Origin of the sequence: Pseudomonas sp. Je.1.5.c, assembly GCF_051129895.1 — a bacterium.
GTDB classification, from domain to species: Bacteria; Pseudomonadota; Gammaproteobacteria; order Pseudomonadales; family Pseudomonadaceae; genus Aquipseudomonas; species Aquipseudomonas urmiensis.
On sequence record NZ_JBCPSP010000008.1, the window covers coordinates 22,269 to 47,081 of the forward strand.

At 60.8% G+C, this 24,813-nt stretch carries 22 protein-coding genes and 1 pseudogene; 9 read left to right on the forward strand and 14 right to left on the reverse strand.

The genetic code is table 11. The features are described from left to right. Positions 1-62 precede the first annotated feature (62 nt). Positions 63-1,943, reverse strand: coding sequence for a sigma-54 interaction domain-containing protein (locus AAZU54_RS08840; protein ID WP_434727017.1), 1,881 nt, complete (start codon positions 1,941-1,943; stop codon positions 63-65). Between the two features lie 202 nt (positions 1,944-2,145). On the opposite strand from AAZU54_RS08840, the gene cynS reads away from it, so the two are divergent. Both cynS and AAZU54_RS08850 read left to right on the forward strand, forming a co-directional pair. Further along, positions 2,146-2,586: a cyanase gene (cynS, locus tag AAZU54_RS08845; protein WP_186554610.1), complete on the forward strand. Its 441-nt coding sequence runs from the start codon at positions 2,146-2,148 to the stop codon at positions 2,584-2,586. 67 nt (positions 2,587-2,653) lie between these two features. Then, positions 2,654-3,475, forward strand: a complete 822-nt coding sequence (locus tag AAZU54_RS08850; protein ID WP_186554510.1) for a formate/nitrite transporter family protein — start codon at positions 2,654-2,656, stop codon at positions 3,473-3,475. A 10-nt stretch (positions 3,476-3,485) separates the two neighbouring features. Here the strand turns inward: AAZU54_RS08850 and AAZU54_RS08855 are convergent, their stop codons facing one another. From AAZU54_RS08855 to AAZU54_RS08880, 6 genes are all read right to left on the reverse strand, one after another. Further along, positions 3,486-4,040, reverse strand: coding sequence for a hypothetical protein (locus AAZU54_RS08855; protein WP_434727018.1), 555 nt, complete (start codon positions 4,038-4,040; stop codon positions 3,486-3,488). 166 nt (positions 4,041-4,206) lie between these two features. Continuing rightward, complete coding sequence (locus tag AAZU54_RS08860) at positions 4,207-5,412, reverse strand: MFS transporter (RefSeq protein WP_434727019.1); 1,206 nt, start codon at positions 5,410-5,412, stop codon at positions 4,207-4,209. A gap of 71 nt (positions 5,413-5,483) precedes the next feature. Continuing rightward, the gene (locus AAZU54_RS08865) at positions 5,484-6,530 is read right to left on the reverse strand and encodes a heme-dependent oxidative N-demethylase family protein (protein WP_186554507.1); all 1,047 of its coding nucleotides are present in this window, start codon (positions 6,528-6,530) and stop codon (positions 5,484-5,486) included. Between the two features lie 17 nt (positions 6,531-6,547). Beyond that, a complete protein-coding gene (locus AAZU54_RS08870) occupies positions 6,548-7,516 on the reverse strand; it encodes a PDR/VanB family oxidoreductase (protein WP_434727020.1) in 969 nt (322 codons plus the stop codon). Continuing rightward, on the reverse strand, positions 7,513-8,118 hold the full coding sequence (locus AAZU54_RS08875; protein ID WP_186554505.1) for a dimethylamine monooxygenase subunit DmmA family protein: 606 nt from the start codon (positions 8,116-8,118) through the stop codon (positions 7,513-7,515). Before AAZU54_RS08875 ends, AAZU54_RS08870 begins: the two co-directional genes overlap by 4 nt. Before the next feature lie 226 nt (positions 8,119-8,344). Beyond that, positions 8,345-9,769, reverse strand: a complete 1,425-nt coding sequence (locus AAZU54_RS08880) for a gamma-aminobutyraldehyde dehydrogenase (protein ID WP_186554504.1) — start codon at positions 9,767-9,769, stop codon at positions 8,345-8,347. 262 nt (positions 9,770-10,031) lie between these two features. Here AAZU54_RS08880 and AAZU54_RS08885 point away from each other — a divergent pair, with 262 nt between their 5' ends. After that, positions 10,032-10,784 carry a FadR/GntR family transcriptional regulator gene (locus AAZU54_RS08885; protein ID WP_186554503.1) on the forward strand — a complete coding sequence of 251 codons (753 nt, stop codon included), beginning with the start codon at positions 10,032-10,034 and terminating at the stop codon, positions 10,782-10,784. A gap of 63 nt (positions 10,785-10,847) precedes the next feature. Further along, positions 10,848-11,597, forward strand: a complete 750-nt coding sequence (locus tag AAZU54_RS08890) for a PDC sensor domain-containing protein (protein ID WP_186554502.1) — start codon at positions 10,848-10,850, stop codon at positions 11,595-11,597. 14 nt (positions 11,598-11,611) lie between these two features. On the opposite strand, the gene AAZU54_RS08895 is transcribed toward AAZU54_RS08890, so the two are convergent. The 3 genes and pseudogenes from AAZU54_RS08895 to AAZU54_RS08905 all read right to left on the reverse strand — a co-directional run bounded on the left by AAZU54_RS08895 (position 11,612) and on the right by AAZU54_RS08905 (position 13,055). Beyond that, entirely contained in the window at positions 11,612-12,181 is a 570-nt protein-coding gene (locus tag AAZU54_RS08895; protein WP_405129166.1) for a methyl-accepting chemotaxis protein, read from the reverse strand. Further along, positions 12,164-12,664, reverse strand: a pseudogene (locus AAZU54_RS08900) (PAS domain-containing protein); the annotation flags it as partial. The pseudogene AAZU54_RS08900 and the gene AAZU54_RS08895, both read right to left, overlap by 18 nt. A 139-nt stretch (positions 12,665-12,803) precedes the next feature. Then, a complete protein-coding gene (locus tag AAZU54_RS08905; protein WP_312155175.1) occupies positions 12,804-13,055 on the reverse strand; it encodes a hypothetical protein in 252 nt (83 codons plus the stop codon). Between the two features lie 273 nt (positions 13,056-13,328). Between AAZU54_RS08905 and AAZU54_RS08910 the strand changes: the two genes are divergently transcribed. Next, positions 13,329-14,951 (forward strand): methyl-accepting chemotaxis protein, encoded by a 1,623-nt coding sequence (locus AAZU54_RS08910; protein WP_434727021.1) that lies wholly within the window; start codon positions 13,329-13,331, stop codon positions 14,949-14,951. A gap of 20 nt (positions 14,952-14,971) precedes the next feature. Here AAZU54_RS08910 and AAZU54_RS08915 read toward each other — a convergent pair whose 3' ends face one another. Both AAZU54_RS08915 and AAZU54_RS08920 read right to left on the reverse strand, forming a co-directional pair. Continuing rightward, complete coding sequence (locus AAZU54_RS08915; protein ID WP_434727022.1) at positions 14,972-15,142, reverse strand: hypothetical protein; 171 nt, start codon at positions 15,140-15,142, stop codon at positions 14,972-14,974. Positions 15,143-15,342: 200 nt separating this feature from the next. Further along, positions 15,343-16,719, reverse strand: a complete 1,377-nt coding sequence (locus AAZU54_RS08920) for an amino acid permease (RefSeq protein ID WP_434727023.1) — start codon at positions 16,717-16,719, stop codon at positions 15,343-15,345. Positions 16,720-17,101: 382 nt separating this feature from the next. On the opposite strand from AAZU54_RS08920, the gene AAZU54_RS08925 reads away from it, so the two are divergent. Then, positions 17,102-17,524, forward strand: a complete 423-nt coding sequence (locus AAZU54_RS08925; protein WP_186554496.1) for a hypothetical protein — start codon at positions 17,102-17,104, stop codon at positions 17,522-17,524. A gap of 65 nt (positions 17,525-17,589) precedes the next feature. Here the strand turns inward: AAZU54_RS08925 and AAZU54_RS08930 are convergent, their stop codons facing one another. Next, positions 17,590-18,774 carry an MFS transporter gene (locus tag AAZU54_RS08930; RefSeq protein ID WP_186554495.1) on the reverse strand — a complete coding sequence of 395 codons (1,185 nt, stop codon included), beginning with the start codon at positions 18,772-18,774 and terminating at the stop codon, positions 17,590-17,592. Positions 18,775-19,003: 229 nt separating this feature from the next. On the opposite strand from AAZU54_RS08930, the gene AAZU54_RS08935 reads away from it, so the two are divergent. Then, positions 19,004-21,055, forward strand: coding sequence for a PAS domain-containing protein (locus AAZU54_RS08935; protein ID WP_434727073.1), 2,052 nt, complete (start codon positions 19,004-19,006; stop codon positions 21,053-21,055). A gap of 209 nt (positions 21,056-21,264) precedes the next feature. Here the strand turns inward: AAZU54_RS08935 and AAZU54_RS08940 are convergent, their stop codons facing one another. Next, complete coding sequence (locus AAZU54_RS08940; protein ID WP_434727024.1) at positions 21,265-22,605, reverse strand: serine hydrolase domain-containing protein; 1,341 nt, start codon at positions 22,603-22,605, stop codon at positions 21,265-21,267. Positions 22,606-22,748: 143 nt separating this feature from the next. Here AAZU54_RS08940 and AAZU54_RS08945 point away from each other — a divergent pair, with 143 nt between their 5' ends. Continuing rightward, a complete protein-coding gene (locus tag AAZU54_RS08945) occupies positions 22,749-23,669 on the forward strand; it encodes a LysR substrate-binding domain-containing protein (RefSeq protein ID WP_434727025.1) in 921 nt (306 codons plus the stop codon). A 121-nt stretch (positions 23,670-23,790) separates the two neighbouring features. Further along, positions 23,791-24,810, forward strand: coding sequence for a DUF1176 domain-containing protein (locus tag AAZU54_RS08950; protein WP_392467116.1), 1,020 nt, complete (start codon positions 23,791-23,793; stop codon positions 24,808-24,810). Positions 24,811-24,813 lie beyond the last annotated feature (3 nt).

The window sequence follows — 24,813 nt, forward strand, 5'->3', positions numbered from 1 at the left end:
GCATTCTGGCCTTATCGCGCGACGAGTCGCAGCGCGTTAAGGGGCGTGCAGACAACAAACGCTCAATGGCCCTTGTACTGGCGCGGATCGATCCCCCACTTTTTCAGGCGCGAGGCCAGCGTGGTGGGCTTGAGCCCCAGCAGCTGCGCAGCCCCGTGCGCGCCCGATATCTTGCCTGCCGTGCGTTTGAGGACGCTGATGACATTGAGCTGGATCTGTCGTTGCCACTCTTGATCGGCAGTCGGTTCAGCATCGGCCGTAGCTGGGGTTGGCTGGCTGCGATGAGCTTGACCGCTGCTTGCCAGTAATTCGTCGAAGCTGACCCGCCCCTCGCGGGCGACGATGGTCTGGCGTTCGATGACGTTTTGCAGTTCGCGGATATTGCCCGGCCAGGGGTACTGCTTGAGCACCTCGACCTGCGTCAGGGGCATGCGCACATCGGGTTTGTTGAAGGCCTGACTGGCCCGCTTGAGGAAGTGGCTGGCGAGCAGGGGGATGTCTTCAAGCCGCTCACGCAGCGGCACCGAGCGGATCGGAAACACATTCAGACGAAAATACAGGTCTTCGCGGAAACTGCCCTGGGCGACCATTTCGCGCAGATCACGGTTGGTCGCGGCGATCACCCGCACATCCACCGCCCGAGTGCGGTTATCGCCGACCGCCTCGAACTGGCGATCCTGCAGTACGCGTAGCAGCTTACTCTGCAGCTCAAGGGGGATTTCACCCACCTCGTCGAGGAACAACGTACCGCCGTCGGCCAGTTCGAAGCGGCCCACGCGGTTGCTCACGGCGCCGGTGAATGCGCCCTTGAGATGACCGAAAAACTCGCTTTCGAACAGTTCGCGAGGGATTGCCGCGCAGTTGACCCGGATCAGTGGGCGGTCAGCGCGGCGACTGCTGGCATGGATGGCCCGGGCAATCAGCTCCTTGCCGGTGCCGGATTCGCCGCTGACCAGCACGTTGGCATCGGTGGCGGCGACCAGTTCGATCTGCTGGATCAGGTGGCGCACGGCCGGGCTCTTACCAACGATTTCGTGGTGGTTGGTCTGGGCGTTGATCTCTTCTTGCAGGTACTGGTTTTCCATTTCCAGCCGGCGCTGCAATTGCTCGACCTCAGTGAGCGCTTCACGCAGTCGCGCCTCGGTACACTGGCGCTGGCGAATATCGCGAAACAGCACCACGGCGCCGACCAGCCTGCCCATCTCGAAAATCGGTGTGCTGGTGTATTCGACGGCGATCGGCTCGCCATTCTTGTGCCAGAACACCTCGTGGTCGACCCGATGCACCTGGCCATCGCTGAACGAGGCATGAATGGAGCACTGGTTGACGGCAAACACCCGGCCGTCGCTGTGGCTGTGATGGAACAGTTGGTGGGCGTCCTGGCCGATCATGTCGGCAGCGCTCCAGCCCAGAATACGTTCGGCCGCAGGGTTGATGAAGGTGGTCTGGCCGCGGGTATCCAGGCCGTAAATGCCTTCCCCGACGGCGCCAAGGATCAGCCGGTTCTGTTGCTGGATGCGCTCGAAGACCTGGCTGATGCGTTCCCAGCCGACATGGCCAAGGCGATGTTGCCGGCGCGCCTCGGCGCGGTTGCGGCGCTGCTCGAGCAGGTCGCGACGCTGGATCATCATCAGGATGCGCTGCTGATCCATGGCCCGGGCGGTGATCTCGACCGCTTGTTGGCGGTGCAGCAGGTCGACCAGGGTCAAATCGTCCGACCACGCCTGGCCTTGGGTCAGGACTTCATCGCTGAAGCTCACCCATAGCGAAATGGCACCGCGCAAGAACTGGCTGAACGCAAGCTCATCTGCCGCCTGCGCCGAGCAGGCCAGCAGCTCTAGCGCGGCGAGGTTGGCTTGCACGATGCGGTCCTCGACAGCATCGACCAGCAACATGGCAATGGGCGCATCGGCGCAAATCTGCGGCGCCAGAGGGGCGGGCATGGGCGTTTTCCTGTGGGTCCGATTTAACGAAACTTCGTCAGTAGAGTCCCGATATTTCGTTATTAACGAACTATCGTCAATCCGCGTCTCGGTACGTAGAGGAAAATATCAATAAATTCAACGATCTATAGATTAAGCACAATTGGCACATCTCTCGCTATAGAGCGTTTAGTCCTAACCGCTAACCCGAGAGATAAACATGATGAACAAAGTTGAAATGCACCACCTGATCATGGCCGCCAAAGCGCGTAAAGGCTTTAGCTGGGATGACCTCAGCGCTGCCGTAGGTAAGGCGCCGGTGTGGTTGGCGTCAGTCTGCTACGGCATGAACAGCGCGCCCCAGGAGGTGGCCGCGCATCTGTGTGAAGTGCTCGAACTGGACGCCGAAGTCGCCACGGCAATGACCGCTTACCCGGTCAAGGGCTGGGACCAGGCCATCCCTCAGGACCCTTTGATCTATCGCTTGTACGAAGTGGTCGGGGTGTACGGCCCGACCCTTAAAGACGTGATTCAGGAGAAGTTCGGCGACGGCATCATGAGCGCGATCGACTTCTCGATGCATGTCGAAAAAATCGAGGACCCCAAGGGCGACCGCGTGCTGCTGACCCTCAATGGCAAGTTTTTGCCGTACCGCTCCTGGTAATCGATCTGCCATTCTGGCGCCTCAGTGATGGGGCGTCCTTGACCGCTTTGTGCCGAGGGAAACTGCAATGTCCTATCTACTACCCGCCGAGTTCGTCACCAAGATGCTCGATGCCGGCGCCTCGAAGATCCACATGTCGACCCGCGACACCCTGATCCGCAGCTACATGGCTGGCGCCATTCTGGCGCTGGCGGCAGTGTTCGCCGTCACCATCGCAGTACAGACCGGTTCGGCCCTACTTGGCGCAGTGCTGTTCCCGGTCGGCTTTTCGATGCTGTACCTGATGGGCTTCGACCTGCTTACCGGGGTGTTCATGCTCACGCCCCTGGCGCTGCTGGATAAACGCCCGGGAGTCACGGTGCAGGGCATCCTGCGCAACTGGGGGCTGGTGTTCGTCGGCAACTTTGCCGGCGCCTTGACCGTCGCGTTGATGATGGCCTTTGTCTTCACCTATGGCTTCAACGCCTCCCCAGGCGCCGTGGGGGAAAAGATCGCCAGCATCGGCGAGGCGAGGACCTTGGGCTATGAGCAATACGGACTTGCCGGCTGGCTGACGATTTTCCTGCGCGGGGTACTGTGCAACTGGATGGTGTCGATGGGGGTGGTCGGGGCGATGATTTCCACCTCAGTGAGCGGCAAGGTGATCGCCATGTGGATGCCGATCATGCTGTTCTTCTACATGGGTTTCGAGCATTCGGTGGTGAACATGTTCCTGTTCCCGTCGGCGATGATCATGGGCGGCGGCTTCTCGGTCATGGATTACCTGGTGTGGAACGAGATCCCCACCGTGCTGGGTAACCTGGTCGGTGGCTTGGCCTTCACCGGGCTGACCTTGTATGGCACGCACATCCGCACTGCCGGCAAGGCGGCCCAGGTCGTGCGGCCTTAACCGGCCAAGGTCAGTCGGTCGTTGCGTCGTTGTCGGTTAGCAGGCAAGTGGCGGTGCCGGTCAGGCCGCTGGCATGCACGCTGACGTGGCGTACTGAAAAGCCGGGTTTACCGACCCTCTGCGCCGCAGTCCAGCCATCGCCATTATCAACCTGGTAGCTAATCGCGCCATCGCGGTGCCAGCTCAGGCGCAGGCCGAAGGCGTCATCGTTGTTGGGGGCGCGCAGCACCGCGGCGTCGATGATTGGCTTGGCGCGGTTGAAGGTGCGCAGGTGGAAGCGGCGCTGGTCACTGCCTGCGACCGGATCGCTGGAGAGAAACAAGGTGTCGTCTTCAGCATCGTCTTCGGCGGCGGCGATAATCACCGAGGGCACCCATTTGGGGCCTGTGTGGTTCTGTTTGATCTTGACCTTGCAGCTCAGTTGGCCTTGCTGGCCGACTGCCTCACGCAGGACGGTTTGGTACCGGCCGTACTCGACGTCGAACTGCAGCTCTTTTTCGTTTGGTGTGCAACCGAGCAACGGGGCGAGGGCGAGCAGCGCCAAGCAGGGTTTGATGCGATTCACTGAAAAACGGTCCTTGTCCATCCTGGCGATCTGCCGGGGGCGTCAGGCTACCGACGCTGCGTAAGCAATGCAAACCCTGCCACAAGCCAGCAAGGAGCACAGATGTACTCCTTGCGTGGCTGCCTCAGCCAATGACCGGGTTGGTCGCTTACGCTCAGGGTGTCGCCTAAAGTGCTACCGCCGGGGTCAAGGCCGCAGGCTCACGGCGAATGCTGGCCAGCGGTACGCTCACCAGCAGCAGGGTCAACACCACGGTCACGCCGATTCCCCACGCCGCGAGGGTGAAGCCGCCCAGGGAGATCAGCCCACCGGAGATCGCCGGGCCTACCGCCAGGCCCAGGCTCAGGAAGCTGCTGGCGGCGGCTACCACGCGACCTTCGCGATCCAGCGCTACGGCCAGGCCAGTCAGGTAGCTCAGGGCATAGAAATAGGTCACGCAGATGGTCATCACGCCTGCGGTGTAGAGGGTCTTGGAGTGCTCGCCAAGCACGTAGCTCAGGCTGGTTGCGCCGGTCAGCAGGATCGCCAGGATCACCGGGGTGCTCATGCCGAAGCGTTTACCGACCATGGCCGCGATCAGCGGACCGATCAGGCCGACGAACGACTGGAACGACAACAGTACGCCCAGCTCATCGCCGCTGTAGCCGACCATCGTGCCGATCCGTTCGACGAAGGCCCAGCCCATGGTGTCGCGGGCCTGGAACACGAACATCGCCAGCATCATGCAGATCGCCGGCAGGCTGAGCAGGATATTGCCGCCGCCCTTGCCGCTGCCCAGGCTCACGGGTGCAGCGTCGGCCACTGGCGCACGTTGGGCCATTGCCGGGATGGCCAACAGCATCACCGCCATGGTCGCGGCCATGGCGTAGTACAAGCCCGACAGACCGTATAGGGCCATGACCTTGGCGTAGCCGAGCATCACCACGATCATCAGGACCACCGAAAGCACGTTCATGTGCCCGGCGATCCGGTCAGGGTGCTTGGCGCTGGACACCGCCGCATTGCCACAGGCCAGGGCCAGGCCGGCGCCGATACCCGCGACGCAGCGGACTGCGGCCAGGCCATAGAGGCTGTCGACATTGGCACTGACCAGGTTGGCGGCGATCGCCAGCACGGTGCCGAGCAAGGCCAGGGTGCGCCGTGGTGCGCGGCCCATGAACGGCGCGACCAGCAATGAGGCGAGCATGGTGAAGCCAAATTCTGCCGACATCAGCAGCCCGGCCTGGGCCTCGTTGAGCTGCAGGTCATGAATGATTGCACTGATCAGGAACGGCAAGGCCCACAGGCCAAGCAAACCGACCCCGTAGGCGGAACCGGCGGCAGAGAACACCAGGCTCCAGCTTTCGGGCAAGACGTTGCGTATTGTTTTCATGGGTGAACCCTTGTTAGAAGCACGTCGTGGGGTAATGGCGCGCCCTCATCGGCGCGCCTGCGGGTTTGCATTTATTGCTGGCTTTCGTCGACCGGGGTGCCGTCGTCGTATTGCGCCAGCCAGCTGACCATGGCATCGCGGTAGCGGGTAAAGCCCTTGTAATCCACCAACTCCTGGTCGAGGTCGCGGATCACCCGGTGCATGCGCTTGGCCCATTGCGGGGCAAACTCGGCCAGTTGCGCGAGGCTGACCAGGTAGGTGCGCACCGGGAACAGCACGGCGTTGCTGCGCGGCAGGCGGTGCAGCGGCTGCAGTTCGACCCGCAGGTTGACCAGCTCGCCGGCGTTTTCTGGGGTGACGATGGTGCGATCAGGCGCCCAGTCCGGCAGGGTTTCGGCGGAGGTTTCCAGGCGCGGATTGACCGTGATCGACCAGTTGGTCCGGCGTACCGGGTGGCCTGGCCGCAGGCGCAGGAGGAACTTCAGCGCGCGCTGCAAGATGCCCATCTCGTGCAACTTGGGCACCGGGCCGTGGAACTCCATGAAGCTCATGCCCAGGTTGAAGCGCAGCGAGTAGTCGGCGCGCTGGGTGGCCATGCCGGCGCCCATCACCAAGGTGTCGTCACGTTCTTCGAGGAGGATGAACTCGCCCTGGGCCTGGCGGGTGATGTACTCCATCGGCTCCATCGGCAGGGTGCTGGCGTCGCCGAAGGTGAAGGTGTCGTCGATTTGCAGCGGGCGGTTGACCCAGTGCCACTGGCTGCCGTTCTTCTCCAGGCTGAAGTGCTCGGGGAAGTCCCGCGAATACGACTCCATCAACAGTTCGAGCAAGTCCCACTGGGCTTCCATCATGTGCGGCAGGGCGGCGTAGTGCACCCCTGGCTGGCTGTCGAGGGTCTGCGCGCGGTGATGGCATTCGGAGATGTAGTGCTCGTCGATGTCGAACTGCGCGCGCAGGGCGCCGTTGCCAAACGGTACATGCGGCTCGACGTTCATCGAGTACATGTACTGGTCTTCCGGATAAGGGAAGGGCAGGCGCAGGATCGCTTCGCGGCTGTTGCTGTAGGTGTGGCCGGCGCCAACGTCGGCGTAGGTTTCGATAGGCTTGAATACGGTCATGTTGTTGTTTTCCTGTCTCAGAGGTCTACGACCAGGCGGCTGCAATTGGCGCGGGATACGCAAGGCATGAATTTGCGATTGCTCAGCTTGTCTTCATCGCTGAGCCAGTCGTCGCGATGGTCGAGCTCGCCATCGACATGCAGGACTTCGGTCTCGCAGTAGCCACAGGCGCCGCCGCGGCACAGGTAGGGCACCTTGTGGCCGGCCTGCTCGGCGGCTTCGAGCAGCGACTGCTCGGCCGGCACTTCGAGGGTGACGCCCTGGCGCGCCAGGGTGACGCTGAACGGCTGGCCGCTGGAGCCTTGCTCGACGAAACGCTCGTAGTGGATGTGGCTGTCGGTCCAGCCCAGGGCGTGGGCGCTGTCGAGGGTGTCGTCGATCATGCTGTCCGGGCCACAGACGTAGACATGACTGCCCAGCGGGCGAGTGGCGAGGATGGTGCGGATGTCCATGCGCGTGTCCTGGCCCTGCACATACAAGTGCACTCGATCGCCATAGCGCGCTTGCAGTTCATGGCCCAGGGCGGTGTGCTGCGGGCCGCGCACGGCCAGATGCAGCTCGAAGGTCGACTGCTTGAGCTGCAGCTCCTCGAGTTGCGAATACACCGGTGTGATGCCCACGCCGCCAGCGATGAACAGGTGCTGACGAGCGTGCTTGGCCAGGGGGAACAGGTTGGCCGGCTGCAGGATCTGCAGCAGCGCGCCTTCGCTGACGTGCTCATGCAGGTAGCGTGAACCGCCACGACCGTCGCTGACCCGGCGTACGGCGATCTGGTAGGCGCTGGAGTCGTAGGGCGAGCTCATCAGCGAGTAGGCATTGCGGTGGGTCTTGTCGCCGTCTTCCATTACCACCACCACATGGCTGCCGCCGGAGAACGCTGGCAAGTGCTTGCCATACGGGTCGACCAGGGTGAAGCGCTTGATCTCAGGGGTCAGTTGCTCGATGCGGGCAACCCGCACGCTGAGCGTGCCGTTATGGGTATTCATGTGTCGAGCTCCTCGGCTGCGGGCAGTTCGCCTGGGACTTCGCCATCGGCCTTGATGCCCTGGAAGGCGGCCAGGCGACGGGAATAGTGGTCACGCACCACCAGGTCGAGCTGGCAGCCCGGGCAGCTGAAGACCCTTTGCGTTACGTTTTCGGTGTAGGTGTCGCAGTGCGCGCACCAGACTCGGCGGACCAAGGTGCCGCTGTGTTCGCGTAGCACTTCGTCGCGGTTCAGGTCGACGGCGTTGGCCGCTTGCATGGCGGTGCCGATGAAGCTTTCCGAGCCGCTGAGATACAGCCGAGTGCCCATGCACGCCACGCCGAGCTGCGCACGCAGGGCGTCGAGCAGCGCCTGGTTGCTGGGGAACGCTTGCAGGTCGGCAACCTGCGCCGCTTGCAGGGCCTGCAAGTGGTCGTGGCCAGAGAATGACTCGCTGGAATAGAGCACGGTGCTGTGCTGGCGTTGGCCGGGGGTCATGTCTGCGATCAAGCGCAGCATGGCCGCACCGCCGCTACCCTGGCCCGCGATCAAATGGCGCAGGCCACCTGTCATGGGTTGCAGCCGGTCGTAGACCGGACGGCTCTTAATGCCGGTAATAAGCATGGTGACACACCTCGTAAGCCGTTACCCCGGTTGTGCCGGGAAGTAACAAAGACGGCTGGTTTCAGGCTCGAGCAGGGTGCATAGCAGAACCCATGCCATATTGCCTATGGTTTTATATGTTTTATGTCGAGGACGCGTTTGTAGCGTTTTCCATCAGGATTGTTTGGGTAATGCTGCTGCTCGGTAGTGCGCGCCGCCCCGATCAGGTGCGCCGCGCATACCGGGGTCAGTGCTTGAACATGACGTGGCGCACGCAGGTGTAGTCTTCCAGGCCGTACATGGACATGTCCTTGCCGTAGCCGGACTGCTTCATGCCGCCATGGGGCATTTCGCTGACCAGCATGAAGTGCGTATTGACCCAGGTGCAGCCGTATTGCAGGCGCGCAGCGAGGCGGTTGGCACGGCCGACGTCGCGGGTCCAGACCGAGGAGGCCAGGCCGTAGTCGGAGTCATTGGCATAGGCCAGGGCCTGGGCTTCATCAGTGAACGGGGTGATGCTCAGCACTGGCCCGAACACCTCGCGCTGTACGATCTCATCGTCCTGGCGGGCATCGGCCAGCACGGTCGGCTCGAAGAAGAAACCCGGCCCAGGGCCGCGCTTGCCGCCGGTGATCACACGGATGTGCGGCTGCGCCTTGGCGCGTTCGACAAAGCCTTCGACGCGTTCCAGGTGTTCACGGGTGATCAGCGGCCCCAATTCGGTCTCAGGATCGTCCTGCAGGCCCATGCGCAGGCTGCCAACCGCCTCGCCAAGCTTGCTGACGAACTGCTCGTAGACGCCTTGCTGCACATACAGGCGGCAGGCGGCGGTGCAGTCTTGGCCGGCGTTGTAGAAGCCAAAGGCGCGAATACCCTCGACGGCGGCGTCGATGTCGGCATCGTCGAAGATCAGGACCGGTGCCTTGCCGCCCAGTTCCATGTGCGTGCGTTTGACGCTGCTGGCAGTGCTGGAGATGATCCGCGAGCCGGTGGCCACCGAACCGGTCAGCGATACCAGGCGCACCTTGGGGTGGTTGACCAGTGGCTCACCAACGTTGGCGCCGCGACCAAAGAGGACATTGACGACGCCAGCGGGGAACAGCTCGGCCATGATCGCGGCCAGGGCCAGGGCGGTCAGCGGGGTCTGCTCGGATGGTTTGAGGACCACGCAATTGCCAGCCGCCAGGGCAGGGGCGAGCTTCCAGGCGACCATCATCAGTGGGTAGTTCCACGGTGCGATCGAGGCGACCACGCCGAGCGGGTCGCGGCGGATCATCGAGGTGTGCCCCGGCAGGTACTCGCCACCTGCAGAGCCCGACAGACAGCGGCTGGCCCCAGCGAAGAAGCGGAATACGTCGGCAATCGCCGGAATCTCGTCATTGAGCGCAGCCTGATAGGGCTTGCCGCAATTCTGCGACTCCAGACGGGCCAGGTGCTCAGCTTCAGCTTCGATGCGATCGGCGAGTTTGAGCAGCAGCTGCGCGCGTTCCTTGGGCGGGGTCTGCGACCAACTGTCGAAGGCCTGGTCGGCAGCTTGCACGGCGGCATCGACCTGGGCCGTGCAGGCTTCTGGGATGTGCACCAGCACTTCGCCCAGGGACGGGTTGTATACGGCGTAGGGCTCGCCTTGGCCCTCGACCAACTGGCCGTTGATCAGGAGTTTGGTTTGCATGGCGTATTCCTTGGTCGGTCTTATTGGTGGAAGTCGCTTGACGCAGGTCGCGCAGAACCCTGTTGCGGCCCGCTGAATCTCTAAACCTATGAAACCATATCTTAATGTTTGAAGTTTGCCAATATCTTCGAAAAGCTCCTTTTGCCCGGTAGAATGAGAAATTCATCGGTATCGGACGGGCGGCCGTTCGCTATAAGATGCGAAACTGAACCTTTTCGCCGAGGCCCCCGCCACGCCTTGCAATGCTTGTTAGGGAGAGGCAATGACTGCCCTGAATACTGCTCGAAATACCGCGTTCATACGGCTGCGCCAGGAAGGGCGTACCGATGAGGTGGCGCGGCGGCTGGTCGAAGCCATCGAGCTCGGACTGTTCGCCGAGGGTCAGCAACTGCCCAGCGAGTCGGAGCTGGCCCTGCAGCTGGGGGTTGCCACAGTGACCCTGCGCGAGGCTTTGGTGGTGCTGCGTCAGCGCGGCCTGATCGAGACCCGCCGGGGTCGCAATGGCGGCAGTTTCGTCTGCACCCCGGTCGAGTTGCCCGAGGCGTTGCTGATGCAGCGCCTGCGCGAGATGAGTGGCCCCGATCTGCGCGACCTGGGCGATGAGCAAACTGCTATTTCGGGCACTGCGGCGCGCCTGGCAGCCAAGCGCAGCTCACCCGAGCAGCAAGCGCGCATCGCCCAGCATATCGAAACCCTCAGGCAGGCGGGCTCGCGCCTGGCCCGCCACCGCGCCGACGCGCGCTTTCATATCGAAGTGGCGGCTGCCGCGCAGTCGTTGCGTTTGACCCACGCCGAGATGCGCTTGCAATCGGAAGTCGGGGAGTTGCTGTGGATGGAAGCCGCTGGTGGCGGCGATGTGAGCGTGGTCGAACACGAGCACCAGGCGATTCTGCAGGCGCTGGTCGCAGGTGACGCGGTGTTGGCTGGAGCGTTGGCCGAGGCCCATGTCAGCCGCGGTATCAAACGCTTGATCAGCTTGCGCCTGGAGCTGCTGGCCCAGGCCGAGGAGCACTGACGCCCCTTACCGCTGTGCCATCGCCCTATAACAAGAAAGCCGAAACCTGCGTGAGGTAATGCCATGTTTGCCCTGAGCGATAACGACCCCTTGTCGGCCTGTGCCGAACAGCTCGACACCACCCTGGGGACCATCTTCAGCCAGGTTCGCCTGTTGGTCGAAGAAACCCGAGCGCTGTGGCAACGGGTCCTGGCCGAAGGGCGCCAGCCGCTCGCCAAAGACCTGGCCACCTTGCGTCCAGCCATCGACCAGCAATTGCTGGCCACCGGCGCCTTTGGCTGTGGCGGCGGGGTGATTGTCGAGCCCAATTGCCTGGCCGACCGCGAGATGCACCTGGAATGGTGGTACTTGGCTGATGGCGGCAAGACCCTGCCACTGCGGCCGAACTTCGACCGTCGCCGGGAGAACTTCTACGACTACACCGCAATGCCCTGGTACCGCCGCCCGCGCGATACCGGCAAAAGCGTGGTGGAAGGTCCGTACGTGGATCTGTACGGTACCAACATGTATGTGCTGACCTTCACCATGCCGATCGTGGTAGAGGGGCGCTTCATTGGCGTTGCCGGGCTGGATTTGTCGTTGCACAACCTTGAGCGCTTGCTGGTACGCAGCCTGATGCGCCTGGACCACGAAGCGGTGCTGATTTCCGCCGATGGCCGGGTGATCGCCTCCAATACCGCCAACTGGATGGTCGGTGATTTGGCTCAGGCCTTGTTGAACACGGTACCGCAGAATGGCGTGCGGTTGGCGTTGGCTGAGTCGCAAGCGGGCTGGTCGCTGGTACGCTTGCCGGCGCTGCGCAAAGCGCCTTGACCTGCGCCAAGCACTCAGCCGTTGTTGCGCTGCTCCAGGCGCTGGGCAAACTGGCCAATCACCTGCACCACTTGCTGGGCGCCTTGATGGATGTCGCCAATCACCGCGCCTGCCTGGTTCGCCAAGGCAACGCCTTGCTCGGTTTTCAGGGTGCTGGAGTGCATGCTGGCAACCGCCTGTTGCGCCAGTTGGCGGTTTTTCCCGACCACCTCACTGATTGCCACGGTTGCCTTGCTGGTACGTTGGGCAAGATTACGCACTTCGTCAGCGACCACGGCAAAACCCCGCCCTTGCTCGCCCGCACGGGCGGCTTCGATGGCGGCGTTGAGGGCCAGCAGGTTGGTCTGCTCGGCGATGCTGCCAATCGCATCGACAATGCTGCCGATCTGTTCGGATTGCGCGCTCAGGGCGCTGACCCCGCTGGCCATCTGCTCAAGCTCGTCGGCAATGCTCTGCACCACGGTCACGGTCTGTTGGACCACCGCAGCACCGCGCTGGGTATGTTCATCGGTCGCTCGGGAGGTCTCGAACGCCAGCAGCGCCGCGTGTGATTCGGCCTGGCGCTGCTCGACATCGGGGGTCACGTTGGTGGCGAACTTGACCACCCCATAGAGTTTGCCTTGGTCGTCGTAGAGCGGGTTGTAGCTGGCCTGTAACCAGATGCTGACGCCGCGGCTGTCGACACGCTGGAACAGCCCTGTTTTGTATACGCCGCGGTTGAGCTCAGACCAGAACGCTTGATAGCCGGCACTGTGGGTTTCACTGGGCAAGCAGAACATCTGATGATGCTTGCCGCGCACCTGCTCCAGGCGATAGCCCATCACCTTGAGGAAATTTGCGTTGGCGTTGATCACCACGCCATCCAGGTCAAACTCGATCACCGCCATCGAGCGATCGATTGCAGTGCTGTAGCTGGATTGCTTGTGCGCCCGCAGCTTATAGCCGTCGATCTCCCGTTCAAGGCTCGCCAGCGATTCCCGCAGGGCGGCCAACTCACCTTCCAGCGCGGTCTGCTGTGCCTGAGACTTTTGCAAAAGCTGCTGGTGGATGCGGGTGCGCATGAACATCTAGGAGGCTCCGAGGGAGGATGCTGCGCGGCGGTAATCATAAAGGGGAGGGCAGCAGGTGGCGCTATTAAGCCATCACCCGCCGAATAATTGTACAAAAATATATTCTTGTACAACTTTACGCGCTACTGCCATTCGATCAACCACTGATTGGGGGACGTGCCTGTACGGTCTCGGCAACCGTTTCAGCGCGGCCGGCGCGTAGGATCGACGCTCTGCGCTGCTCATATTGTTCCAGCGTCAGGCCTTGACGGGCCAGGGCTTCAAGCTGCAATTGGCGGGTTTCTTCGGCGCTGTAGGGGCGCAGTTCGGGATGATTGGCACAGCCGCTTAGCACACTAATGCCAATGGCGATCAAGGTAGCGAAGAGCATGCGGGCTGTGATGGTCATTGAAGGTGGCTCCTTGTTTTGCGCGAGATTGGTGAGTGGCGAGTCGATGACGCAAGGTTAAGGAGGGGGTGTATTTTGTTGAAATTGCTTTGGTCGATAGTGGGTATTGGTTTTGCCTAAGGGTAGATTTGGCGCCGCTTGCGCGGTGCCAAGCTACAGGGCGCTCGAAGCCGTTCGATTATCGAGCACACATCGCGTCTGAGCGCTAAACCTTCCGCGATCAATGCCGAACGTAATGGGTAGTACATTTTGTTGCCACTCGGATGCGTCGCCATGTCACTACGCCACCTCAACATCGCCACTCGCTCTTACTTGAGCTTCAGCCTGATCGCCGCCCTGGTGGTGGTGCTCGGGCTGTTTTCCATCGACAAGATCTCCAGCATGCGCGAAGCGGTGGTGTACACCGAGCAGGTAACCAACGTCGGCACTCGCTACCTGGGCGAGGTGCGCAGCCACATGCTCGGCCTGCGGGTCATCACCCTGCGTATGGCCATCGCCCGCGATCCTGCCCAGCTGGCGCCAACCGTGGCGCGCCTGGAAGTGCTCAAGGGGCTGCTCGACAAAGGCGTAAAAGGTTACGGCGCAGTGCTGCCGGCAGCGGGCAAACCGGCGTTTGCCGAAATGCAGCAACTGATCGACCAGTACCGGGTGCTGCTCGACCAGTACAAGGACTTGTCCGAGCGCAACCAGTTGGCGTCGATGCAGACCATGCTCAGCGGCGCCATGCAGGACATCTCCAACCGCATCGGCGAGCTGTACGACAGCCTGGTCAGGTTCAGCAGCGAAGCCGCCGAGCAGCACACCGCTCAGGCCCGCGCCGATTACCAGCGGGCGCTGTACCTTACCTTCAGCGTCATTGGCTTGGAGCTGTTGCTGACCATTGCCCTGGCCTGGCTGCTGACCCGCAGTATCGTCAGCCCTCTGCGCGAAGCCATCCGCGTCGCGCAGAATATCGCCGATGGTGATCTCTCACATGCCGTACAGGCCACTGGCCGTGACGAGGCGACCCAGCTGATGCATGCCCTGGCGGCGATGCAGGCCAGCCTCAAGGATGCCCTGCGGCTGATCGGCGATTCCTCGCATCAGCTGGCGGCAGCCAGCGAACAGATGTCGGCGATTACCCAGCAGACCTCCGGCGACCTCAATCGACAGAGCGACGAGATCCAGCAAGCCGCCACCGCTGTGACCGAAATGAGCGTTGCGGTGGAAGAAGTGGCGCGCAACACGGTGAGCACCTCTGAGATCTCCCGCCAGTCGGAGGACGCTGCACGGCGCGGGCGTGAGCGGGTGGGCGAGGCAATCAATTCGATCAGCAAGATGAGCCACGATGTGCATGAGGCATCGCGGCAGATCGAGGCCCTGGCATTGTTATCGCAACAGGTAGGCAAGGTGCTCGATGTGATTGGCGCGATTGCCGGGCAGACCAACCTGCTGGCGCTCAATGCGGCAATCGAGGCGGCGCGGGCGGGTGAAGCCGGACGGGGCTTTGCCGTAGTGGCCGATGAGGTCAGGGCGCTGGCGGCACGGACCCAGAGCTCGACGTTGGAGATCGAGGAGATGGTCAATGCCATTCGCGAGGGCACGGCGCGGGTCGTCGAGTCGATGCACAGCAACAGCCAGCAGGTCGGTCATACCCTGCAGGTGGCTGAGCTTGCCGGGCAAGCGCTGGATGAAATCACCAACGGCGCAACCACCATCCATGAGCGCAACCTGGTGGTGGCCAGCGCCACTGAAGAGCAGGCTCAAGTTGCCCGCGAGGTGGACCGCAACCTGCTCAACATCCGCGACCTGGCGGTGCAGACCTCCGAGGGCGCGGATCAGATCAGTGCGGCAAGCCAGGAATTGGCCAGCCTGTCGATTGGCTTGAGCGGCATGATGAAGCGGTTCCGCCTCTGAGCTGCGCTCAAGCGTGGCGACTAGGCAAGAAACTCAGACTCCGCAGGGCAAGCGGCCTGCTTGTCCTGCTGGATACTGGTGTACACCGCGAGACTGCACACCCCGACCAGCCCCACACTGGCTAGCAGGATATCGCCCAGCAGCATACCGACCAGCAGCAGGAATACGGTGATGCGAAAGAGGGTGGTCATGACTGCCTCCGATGCAGATGCGATGGTCTCCAGAGCCTCACCATAACGTCCTGCCCGCCAGAGTGCAGCCCGCTTGAGCGGAGCTGGCACACCTTCCCTCTGATTTGGCAGATCGAGCGTCGCTGGCGCTGCCTCAGGGTGTGTAGGAGCGGGCTTGTCCCACGATGAGGCCAGACCCGCCACCCCCAACGCCGTAGCAATTAGCTCCCGGCATAGCCGACCGATTTCCCCGCCAACCGGCCACGCATCACGAAATACGCCGCCACCACAATCAACGACGTCACCGTGGTGAACCAGAACTGGAACCGCGACGCCGGATCGAATGCCTGGGTAACGATCACCGCCAGCAGGGCGAACAGCGCAACGATGTTGGCGTACGGGAAGAACCACGCGCGGAACGCGCTCGGGTCCACCGGCTCATGCCGGGTTTTCCAGCGCATGGCCAAGTGGGCAATGATGATGAAGATCCACACGATCATCACGAACGTACCGCTGCTTTTGGCCAGGGTCATGAACAGGTCACCACCGCTGACGAAGTGCACGGTCAGAATCAACAAGCAGATACTCAAGCTGAGCAACAACGCGTTCAGCGGCACCCCTTTGGAGGTAGTGCGCGAGAACAACTTCGGCGCATGGCCACGCTGGCTCAGCGAGAACAGCATGCGCGAGTTGGAGAACATGAACGAGTTCATCACCGACATGAACGAGATGAACAACACGATCTTCATCGCCACCGCGGCACCGCTGAAGCCAGCCAGGGTGAACAACGAGACATACGGTGAGGCCAGGTTGGCGGTGTCGGTCCAAGGCAGGCACAGGATCAGAATCGACACGGAGCCCACATAGAACAGCATCACCCGCAGGATCACGCTCTTGATCGCGCGAATGACGTTCTTGCGTGGATTTTCCGATTCACCGGCCGCCACGGCGGCGATTTCACTGCCGCCCAGCGAGAAGATCACCACCACCACACCTGCCATGACTGGCGACAGGCCATTGGGCATGAAGCCGTCGTGAGCAGTCAGGTTGACCCAGCCAGGGGAGGGGATGTCGCTGTGCAGGCCAAGCAGGATCGAGATGCCCAGCGTCATGAAGATGACAATCGTGGCCACCTTCATTGCCGCCAGCCAATACTCCACTTCGGCGAAGGATCTAACCGAGTAGGCGTTACTCGCCATCAGTGTCACCAGCATGATGAAAGCGCCTGCCCAGATCGGTAGCCCTGGTAGAAAATCATTCAGGATTGCGCCTAGTAGCACTGCTTCCAAGGTGATGGTCAACATCGACTTGAACCAGTACAACCAGCCGACAGCAAAGCCTGCCCATTCGCCGAGGTAGGTGTTGGCGTAGGTCGAGAACGAGCCGGCATCTGGGTTGCGACAGGCCATCTCGCCCAGCATGAACATCACCAAGGTGACCACTATGCCGCCGATGAAGTACGACAGAATTGCGGCAGGCCCGGCTGAGGCAATCAGTTTGCCCGAGCCCATGAACAGCCCCGCGCCGATCACCCCGCCCAGCGCGATCATGGTGATATGCCGTTGTTTGAGGCTTTGCTTCAGACTGTTGGAATGCATTTCCTTGTCCTCTCTTATTATTCGGGAGGAGTCGGCGACAGTTGCGCAGCGCACCCAATCGGTGTCGCCCGCAGAGACTGTCGCCCCCCAACGCAAGCATCGTCGTGCGCCTGCGTCCACGCCCTGTAGCCTTTCTTTAGGCAATGGCTATCAGGCTGGCCACCTTGGACAAGGCTGGCGTGCATCTCAAGCGAATTCTGCGCACAACATCCTGCGAATTTTTCTTGAGGGCGGTGCTTGCAAAGCGGCGGCGACAGTCGATCCAGCTAGGGGAACTTGATCGGGTAGTTCGATCAGGCAATTGCCATTGCCATCGTATTGACGGCTGCCTGCCAGGCTTGTCGGCGCTATTCTTAAACCTCGAACCATCGAGGTATCTATCATGAACAGGTTGCTGCTAGGGCTAGCAATAACGCTGGTTGCTGGCTGTCAGACGCCGATGCCCGTCGCCAATCCGCAGATGGCCTGGGTCGATTTCTCGACGCCATTTCCCAACGACAGAGTGCTGATGGCCGAACGCTTGGATAAACAGCGCCTGCGCGATGGGCGGTTTTTTCAAGTGACCCCGGGTCGTCATGAACTGGTGGTCAGGTTCGATTACGAAGTCAACGGTGGCGCAGGCATCAGCCTGATGGGTGGCACCACGGTTCGCCAATGCTACCTGACCGTCAACTACCCGCATTTCCAGGCGGGCCAACGCTATGTTCTTGAGGCGCGCTCGATGGCACTGACGCCGGAAGCGCGGTTGTACGATGCCAAGGGCGAGGTGGTTGCAGAGGTTAGCGAGTTTTATTGCTTGATGTGATGCCTGCCGGCAGAGCGCTGGCAAACCAGGTCTTTGCCAAGCGCTGCAGTTCACCGTTAGCTTGCTCAGCCACCTTTCATGCGCCGTGCCATCAGAAATATCCCAAGGCCTATCAACGCGGTAACAGCACCGATGTAGCCAGTACTTGTCCACCCTAAACCGGCCGTGATCGCCATACCGCCAAGCCAGGGGCCGAGTGCATTGGCCAGGTTGAAGGCAGCGTGGTTGGACGCAGCAGCCAGGCTTGGAGCCTCGTGTGCAATGTCCATCAGGCGAATCTGCAACGGCGCGGCCAATGCGATCATCGTACCGACCAGCCCAATCCCGAAAAGGATCGACCAAAGCGAGTTAGCTGCGACGGTAAAGAACAGCAGCACGGCGATCGACCACACCAGGACGTATCCCACCGCGCGAAACTGGAATCGGTCGAATAGCTTGCCGCCTGCGATGTTGCCAATGATGCCGCCGATCCCGAATGCTGCCAGGCCGAATGGAATCCACTCGGGAGAAACTTTGGTCACCTCGAGCATCGTTGGCGCCAAGTAGCTGAAAACGGTGAACATGCCCGCAAAGCCAATGGACGCTATCGCAAGTGCCATCCAGACTTGCGGAAGACGAAACGCCTGAAGCTCCTTGCGCGGATCACTCCGGACTTCATCCTGAGGCTGAGGTACCAAGCGCCAGATCAGGGCAACGGTGCAAACGGCGATGGCCCCAACCAGCACGAATGCCGAGCGCCAGCCGAATAATTGACCAAGGAACGTGGCGACTGGATTGCCTAGGAGCATGGCGAGGGTCAACCCCATCATTACCCTGGCGACGGCGCCAGCGCGTTGGTTGGTCGGCACTATGCTTGAGGCCACCACCGCGGCGATACCGAAGTACGCGCCATGAGGCAGGCCACTGATGAAACGGAACGTGACCAGCCCACCGAAGGATGGCGCAAAGGCTGTGGCAAGGTTGCCGATAGCGTAGAGCGCCATTAGCAGGAGCAGCATGTGTTTGCGCAGAAGTTTGGCGCCCAGTATCGCGAGCACAGGTGCCCCAACCATTACGCCCAGAGCATAGGCACTGATCGCATGACCAACTTGAGGCTCACTCAGCTGCAAGTTCCGGGCAATTTCGGGCATCAGGCCCATGATGGCAAACTCGCCGGTGCCGATTGCAAAGCTCCCCAGAGCCATTGCCGCTTCCATCTTGGCAGCAGTGCTTCTGGCGGGCAGGGCAGGTGGCACTTGATGAACAGACATCTAAATCCTTAGCGAAACACGCTGAAGCGTTAAAGCTGCAGATGGTAGACAATACGCCATAGTCGCGTCGAGGGTAGTCGTCGCTGATTCTTTGAAGGCAGTATGCTTTTGCTGTGCATCAGCGTAGATAGAATGGCGACGGTGGCATCGAGGTTGACAATGTTATCCATGGGCTAATGGCCCAAGGCTTCGACAAGAGGACGTTATGGAGCGCCAACCCCCTGGCCCTATGCATGGCATGGATGTTCCGGCATCACACAATCAAGGCCATGCCTTTGCAACGGATGCATCAGAGCGTTTGCAGTTGGCACTCGATGCTGGCGCGATTGTCGGTACCTGGGTGTGGGATATCCCGGCTAACCGTGTGACCGCTGACGAGCGCTTTTCCAGATCCTTTGGACTGCCTGCGCACAAGTGCATGGCCGGCATTCCTATCGAGGAGGCGTTTTCGTCTATTCATCCAAACGACCGTGATCGCGTCTCGACCGACATCCAGGAAGCCATGCGTCGCGGCGGTGCCTACCGGTGTGAATACCGCGTTCGACAGCACGACGGTAGCTACCGTTGGATCGAAGCCAATGGCCGGGCGGAGCTCGATGAACAGGGCAGGGCGATCAGGTTTCCCGGGGTTCTCATGAATATTGAGTCCCGTCGCACAGCTGAGGCTGAGCGTGACAGGATGTCGGCATTGCTGCGCACATTCACTGCCGCCGTGCCCGGTGTTGTCTACGCCAAGGATCTGGAGGGCAGGCTACTTGTAGCGAACCATGGCGCCACGCAACTGATCGGCAAACCGCCAGAGTTTTACCTGGGCAAAACCGATCTGGAGTTTCTTGAGGACAAAGCCCAGGCACGTCAGGTCATGGAAACCGATCAGCGCGTGATGCAGGGTGGCAAAGCGGTGCAGATCGAAGAGCGGGTCGATATGCCGGACGGTACAGCGACCTACTGGTTATCAATGAAAGCGCCACTTTGCGACGATGCGGGGGAGGTCATTGGGCTGATCGGCTCGTCCATTGACGTGACTGCGCGCAAGAATGCCGAGTCGCAGCTTGTAGAACTCAATCGCACCTTGGAAGCACGGATCGAGGAGGCTGTGGCCGAGCGGGAAGCGGTTCAAGCGGCGCTTCGACAATCTCAAAAGATGGAAGCGGTTGGCCAGCTGACAGGAGGGATCGCTCACGATTTCAACAATCTATTGGCGGGGATCACAGGTAGCCTGGATCTGGTCAAGCGCCGTTTGAAGCAGCGGCGCATTGCCGATGTTGAACGTTATCTTGGGGTGGCCCAAGGCGCCGCCCTGAGAGCGGCATCGCTGACGCATCGGCTCCTGGCATTCTCTCGTCGCCAAACGCTGATGCCTCTTCATATCGACGTGAACAGCCTGATCAGCGATATGCAAGAGCTGATCAGCCGCACAGTAGGGCCCTCGATCAAATTGAAGGTGGAACTGAGCGCGAAATCGAGTATTTGCCTGGTCGACCCGGCACAAGTAGAGAACTCGCTGTTGAACCTGTGTATCAACGCCCGCGACGCATTAGCCAGCAGCGGCTGCATTGCCATTACCACGTTCAACCAAGAGTTGGTACTAGGGCCAGAATTGGATCCTGAACTGCCTCCCGGAAATTATTTGACGATTTGTGTCGCTGACGACGGAATTGGCATGAGCGCCCAGACGCTTTCCCGCGCATTCGAGCCGTTCTTCACCACCAAACCAGTCGGGGCCGGTACTGGTCTTGGCTTATCGATGATCTATGGCTTTGCCAAACAATCAGGAGGCCAGGTCAGGATCGAGTCAGTTGAGGATCACGGCACCCGTGTTTATCTTCAATTGCCTAGCCAAACGGCCCGAATCACGGTGCCGGAGCGTATGGAGCCACTGGATGAGACGACATTATCTGCATCAGGTGAGACAGTGTTGGTCGTCGATGACGAGCCATCAGTGCGCATGTTTGTGAGCGAAATGCTAGATAACTGTGGGTACCGGGTTGTCGAAGCCGCCGACAGCCTCGCTGGCCTTCAGTTACTTTGTTCAGACACTCAAATCGACTTGCTCGTGACGGACATAGGCCTGCCGGGTGGTATCGACGGTAGACAAATGGCAGATGAGGGGCGTAGAGCCAGGCCTGGATTGCCAATTTTGTTCATGACGGGCTATGCGCAGCCAAATGTGCTCGACAGCGTCCAGCTTGAACCTTGCACTGCGGTGCTGACCAAGCCTTTTTCACTTGAGGCGCTAATGCTGAATATCAGGGCATTGCTCAGGAAAAACGACTGCTAGATCGTGAGGATGTTGAGCGCCTGTGGGCGCGGGAGCGCCCGCGAAGTGGCCGGTCCAGTTAATCGGTCACGTGTCGAGACAGGCAACGGCGCTGCAGCGAGTGGGCTGCGTGAGGATATTACTAGATTTAACATAATATACATTATGCGTAGTTTCGCATTAAGGTGCGGCCCTGGTTCCCACCAGATCCAAAGCCACGCCGCAGCCATCTACTGCTTCTGATCCAGCGCCTTACTCACTGCATTCACGAACAACGCCTGTTCGTCATACAACGAGCTCGGTGTCTCGGCATTCTTCCAGGTCGACCATTGCACCATCACCAGATGCTCAACCGGATTGATCGCGATCGTCTGACCGTAGATGCCCAGCGCCCAGAATGTTTGCTCGCTGGTAGCGGTCTTCTTCGGTTCGGCATCTGCATCCGGTGCCGGCGCGTTGTACCACCATTGGTAGCCGTACTGACCATTAGGTGCGGCTTTGGTTACCGAGCCTTTGGCTGTAGTCCAGTGCGTCGAGCGTGCAAGCCAAGCGTTGGGCAGCAACTTTTCGCCGTTCGGCAATTGGCCGCCGCTGAGCACGAACTGGCCGAAGCGCCCCCAGTCACGCAGCGTGGCATTGAAGCCGTGACCACCCATGTCGACCTTACCCGGTACCAGTGCGTGCCAGACGCCATCTTGCTGCATGCCATAGCGGCTCCAGATCTGGCTTTCCAGGTACTTGGCGATGGTCTGGCCAGTGGCGTTCTCTAGCACGCGGCCGACCAGCCAGGCGCCGCCGGTGTTGTATGACCAGACTTCGCCAGGCTTCACCCCGGGCTTGCGCTTGACCGATTTGACCAGGTTGAGCACGCAATCGTAAGGATCTGGCTTGGCCTCGCATTGGGTCATGTGGGAGAAATCAGAGTCTGGCGATGCGTAATTCTCATCCCAGACCACACCTGAGGTATGTTGCATCAGCTGATGCAGGGTTACATCCTGCCACTCGGTGCCTTTGAGTTCGGGGATATACGCGGTGATCTTGTCGTCTACCGACTTGATCTTGCCGGCTTTTATAGCAACCCCCACCAGCACGCTGACTACCGACTTGGCAACTGAGCGTGAAGTCCACAGGGTCTGCGCAGTGTTGCCTTTGCCGTAGTATTCGTAAGCAATTTTGCCGTCTTTGAGCACCAACAGCCCGGTTACGCTCTGGTTTTCCAGGTAGTCGGCAAGTCCCTGGCGCTTGCCCTCCAGGCTGTATTGAACGTTGCTGAGCAGATGATCCGCTGCTGGTAACGGACTTGGGGTGGCGCCCTGGGTAGAAAATACATCCCCTTCGTACAGGCGGTAGGTATTACGGAACCCCACTACTCGGGTGTCTTGATCCCAGGTCAGCATGTCCTTGGCTGGCGGCAGCACTTTGTCGAACGGCTGCGGGCATGTGTGCAGGTTGGGTACGCCGCACGCGCCCTTGCTATCGGCAGCCTGGGCGGTGCTGGCGGTAGCTGCCAGGGCTAGCGTAAGGATGGAAAAGACAGTGGACGGTTTGATTGTTATTGGTGTTGCCCGCATGGGGTTTTCCTCAAGTTTTGCTGTGCGTGGGACACTTCACGGGGCTAGCCCGCGCCCACCGTGAGTCTCAGCAACTTGAACGGCGCGGAAAAGAACAATAAATTGACTGCCACTAATACAAAAACTAATACCCCGAGGCGCGCATGGCCATCGACCGGCTTCCCCCACTCAATGCCATCCGTGCTTTCGAGGCCGCAGCGCGGCTTGGCAGTTACGTGGCGGCGTCAGAAGCTTTGCATGTGACTCAGCCTGCGATCGGTCGCCATGTGAAGAATCTGGAAGACTGGCTGGGTGTGCGTCTGCTTGAGCGCGGCCCGCGCGGCGTCACCCTGACGTTGCTAGGTGCGCACTATTACCAAGCGGTATCGCAGGCACTGCAGATCCTTGCCGACGCCAGTGCCCGCCTGGCCAGGCACGACAACCAGCGTTGGATGCGCATCCTGTGCGTACCGGCCTTCGCTTCACGCTGGTTGACCCCGCGGATCGACAGTCTGCGCAAGCTGCGACCTGACCTGAAGATCGCCATCGAGCCCAATGCCTCGTTTACTGCAGTGGATGCCAGGCAAGCTGACCTGGGTATAGCCTATGGCTTGCCTGGCGAGCTATCGGGCGTGCGTGAGGTCTTGATTCGCCCGGCAGTGTTTGCCGTCTGCTCGCCCAGCTTTCTTGCGCAGTTGCCAGGGCCGCTGACGATTGCCGATTTGCCCCCAAACAAGCTGATTCACGTCGATGACGGCACATGGTGGAACAGCTGGTTCGCCGCCAATGGCCTGCGTGTGCGGGTCAAGTCCGATGCTTCGCACATGAGCAATGACATTGTGCTCAACCTCGCAGAACGTGGCCATGGCATCGCGCTGGCAACCGAGGTACTGGTTCAGCGCGAGCTTGAGCAAGGTACGCTGATACGCTGCCTGGATCAGGCAGCGCCGCTGGAAAGTTATCAGGTTCTCACGCCGTCCCAGGCACCAAACGAGGATGCGCTGTGGTTCATCAATTGGCTTAAATCCAGCCTGCGCGAGGCATTTCCCCAGGCCAGAGTTGAATCCGTGGGCGTTCTCCCATAAGGTACTGCCCTGCCCTATATTATAAGTTTCAGTGATAACTCAACTAAATATTCATTTAGTTGAGTTATATAATATTCAAAAGCACCCCATCCCTACTGAAACGCTCTCTACAAGGACGTCCATGAAGCTTCAATCGCTGTGCTGGCCTTTTTGGGCGCTCAGTACGCTAGCCTGCGCCGCAGTGCCCGATGACGGTCTGGTCTTCTCCCACAAGGACTGGGACCTCGCCTGCAACAAGTCTGGCCAGTGCATCGCGATGGGTTACTCCCCGGGCGATGGCATCGATGGCATCAGCCTGGGCCTGCAACGCGAGGCTGGCCCCAACACCGCTGTCACTGGCACGTTGATGTTCGCCAACCTCGGTGGCGAGCCCCCTGTCCCGCCGGTACAACTGGTGATCGACGAGGTGGTCGTGGGTACCCTGCGCGATGATGCTTCGGATTTTCATATCGAGCACGACCAGGTCTTGGCCCTGCTCGCTGCGCTGCCTGGCAGCACGCAGATCAAGGTGGTCGACTCCCGTGGGGCTGTGCGCACCCTCTCGGATGCCGGCGCTGCGGCAGTGCTGCTGAAAATGGATGAAGTTCAGGAACGGCTCGGCACGCCAGGCGCGCTGGTCAGCCGCGGCGCTGAGGATGAGCAGCTGGTACCAGGGCCAAGGCGCGCAGCGCCGCCTATCGAGCGCCCGCCCTTGGTTGACAATCGCCCTGAAGACCAGGCCTTAGCGCAACTCCCGGTCTTGCGCCAAGCCCTGCGCCAGACCTTGACCGGCCCTCGCCAGTGCCCCGATCTACAAGACTCCAGCCGTGCGCTGCCACTGACCGTGGAGCGGCTCGATGAGCAGCGTGTGCTGGTCGCCACGCAATGCCGGGCCAACAGCTTCAACACGGCCAACGGTTACTGGGTGGTCCAGGATCAGCCGCCCTACGCTGCGCAATTGGTCACCACTGAAGCCACACAATTCGAACGGCGCATGGCCCAGATCAGTTCCTGGCAAAAGAAGCGCGCCCTGGATGACTGCTCCACGCTGTCGTTCTGGGTTTGGAACGGTGCGCAGTTCGAGCTGTGGTACCGCAACGGTTACAACCGCTGCCGAGGCTTCAGATACGGCGCTTGGGGGATGCCGACCTACGTACGCTGAGCT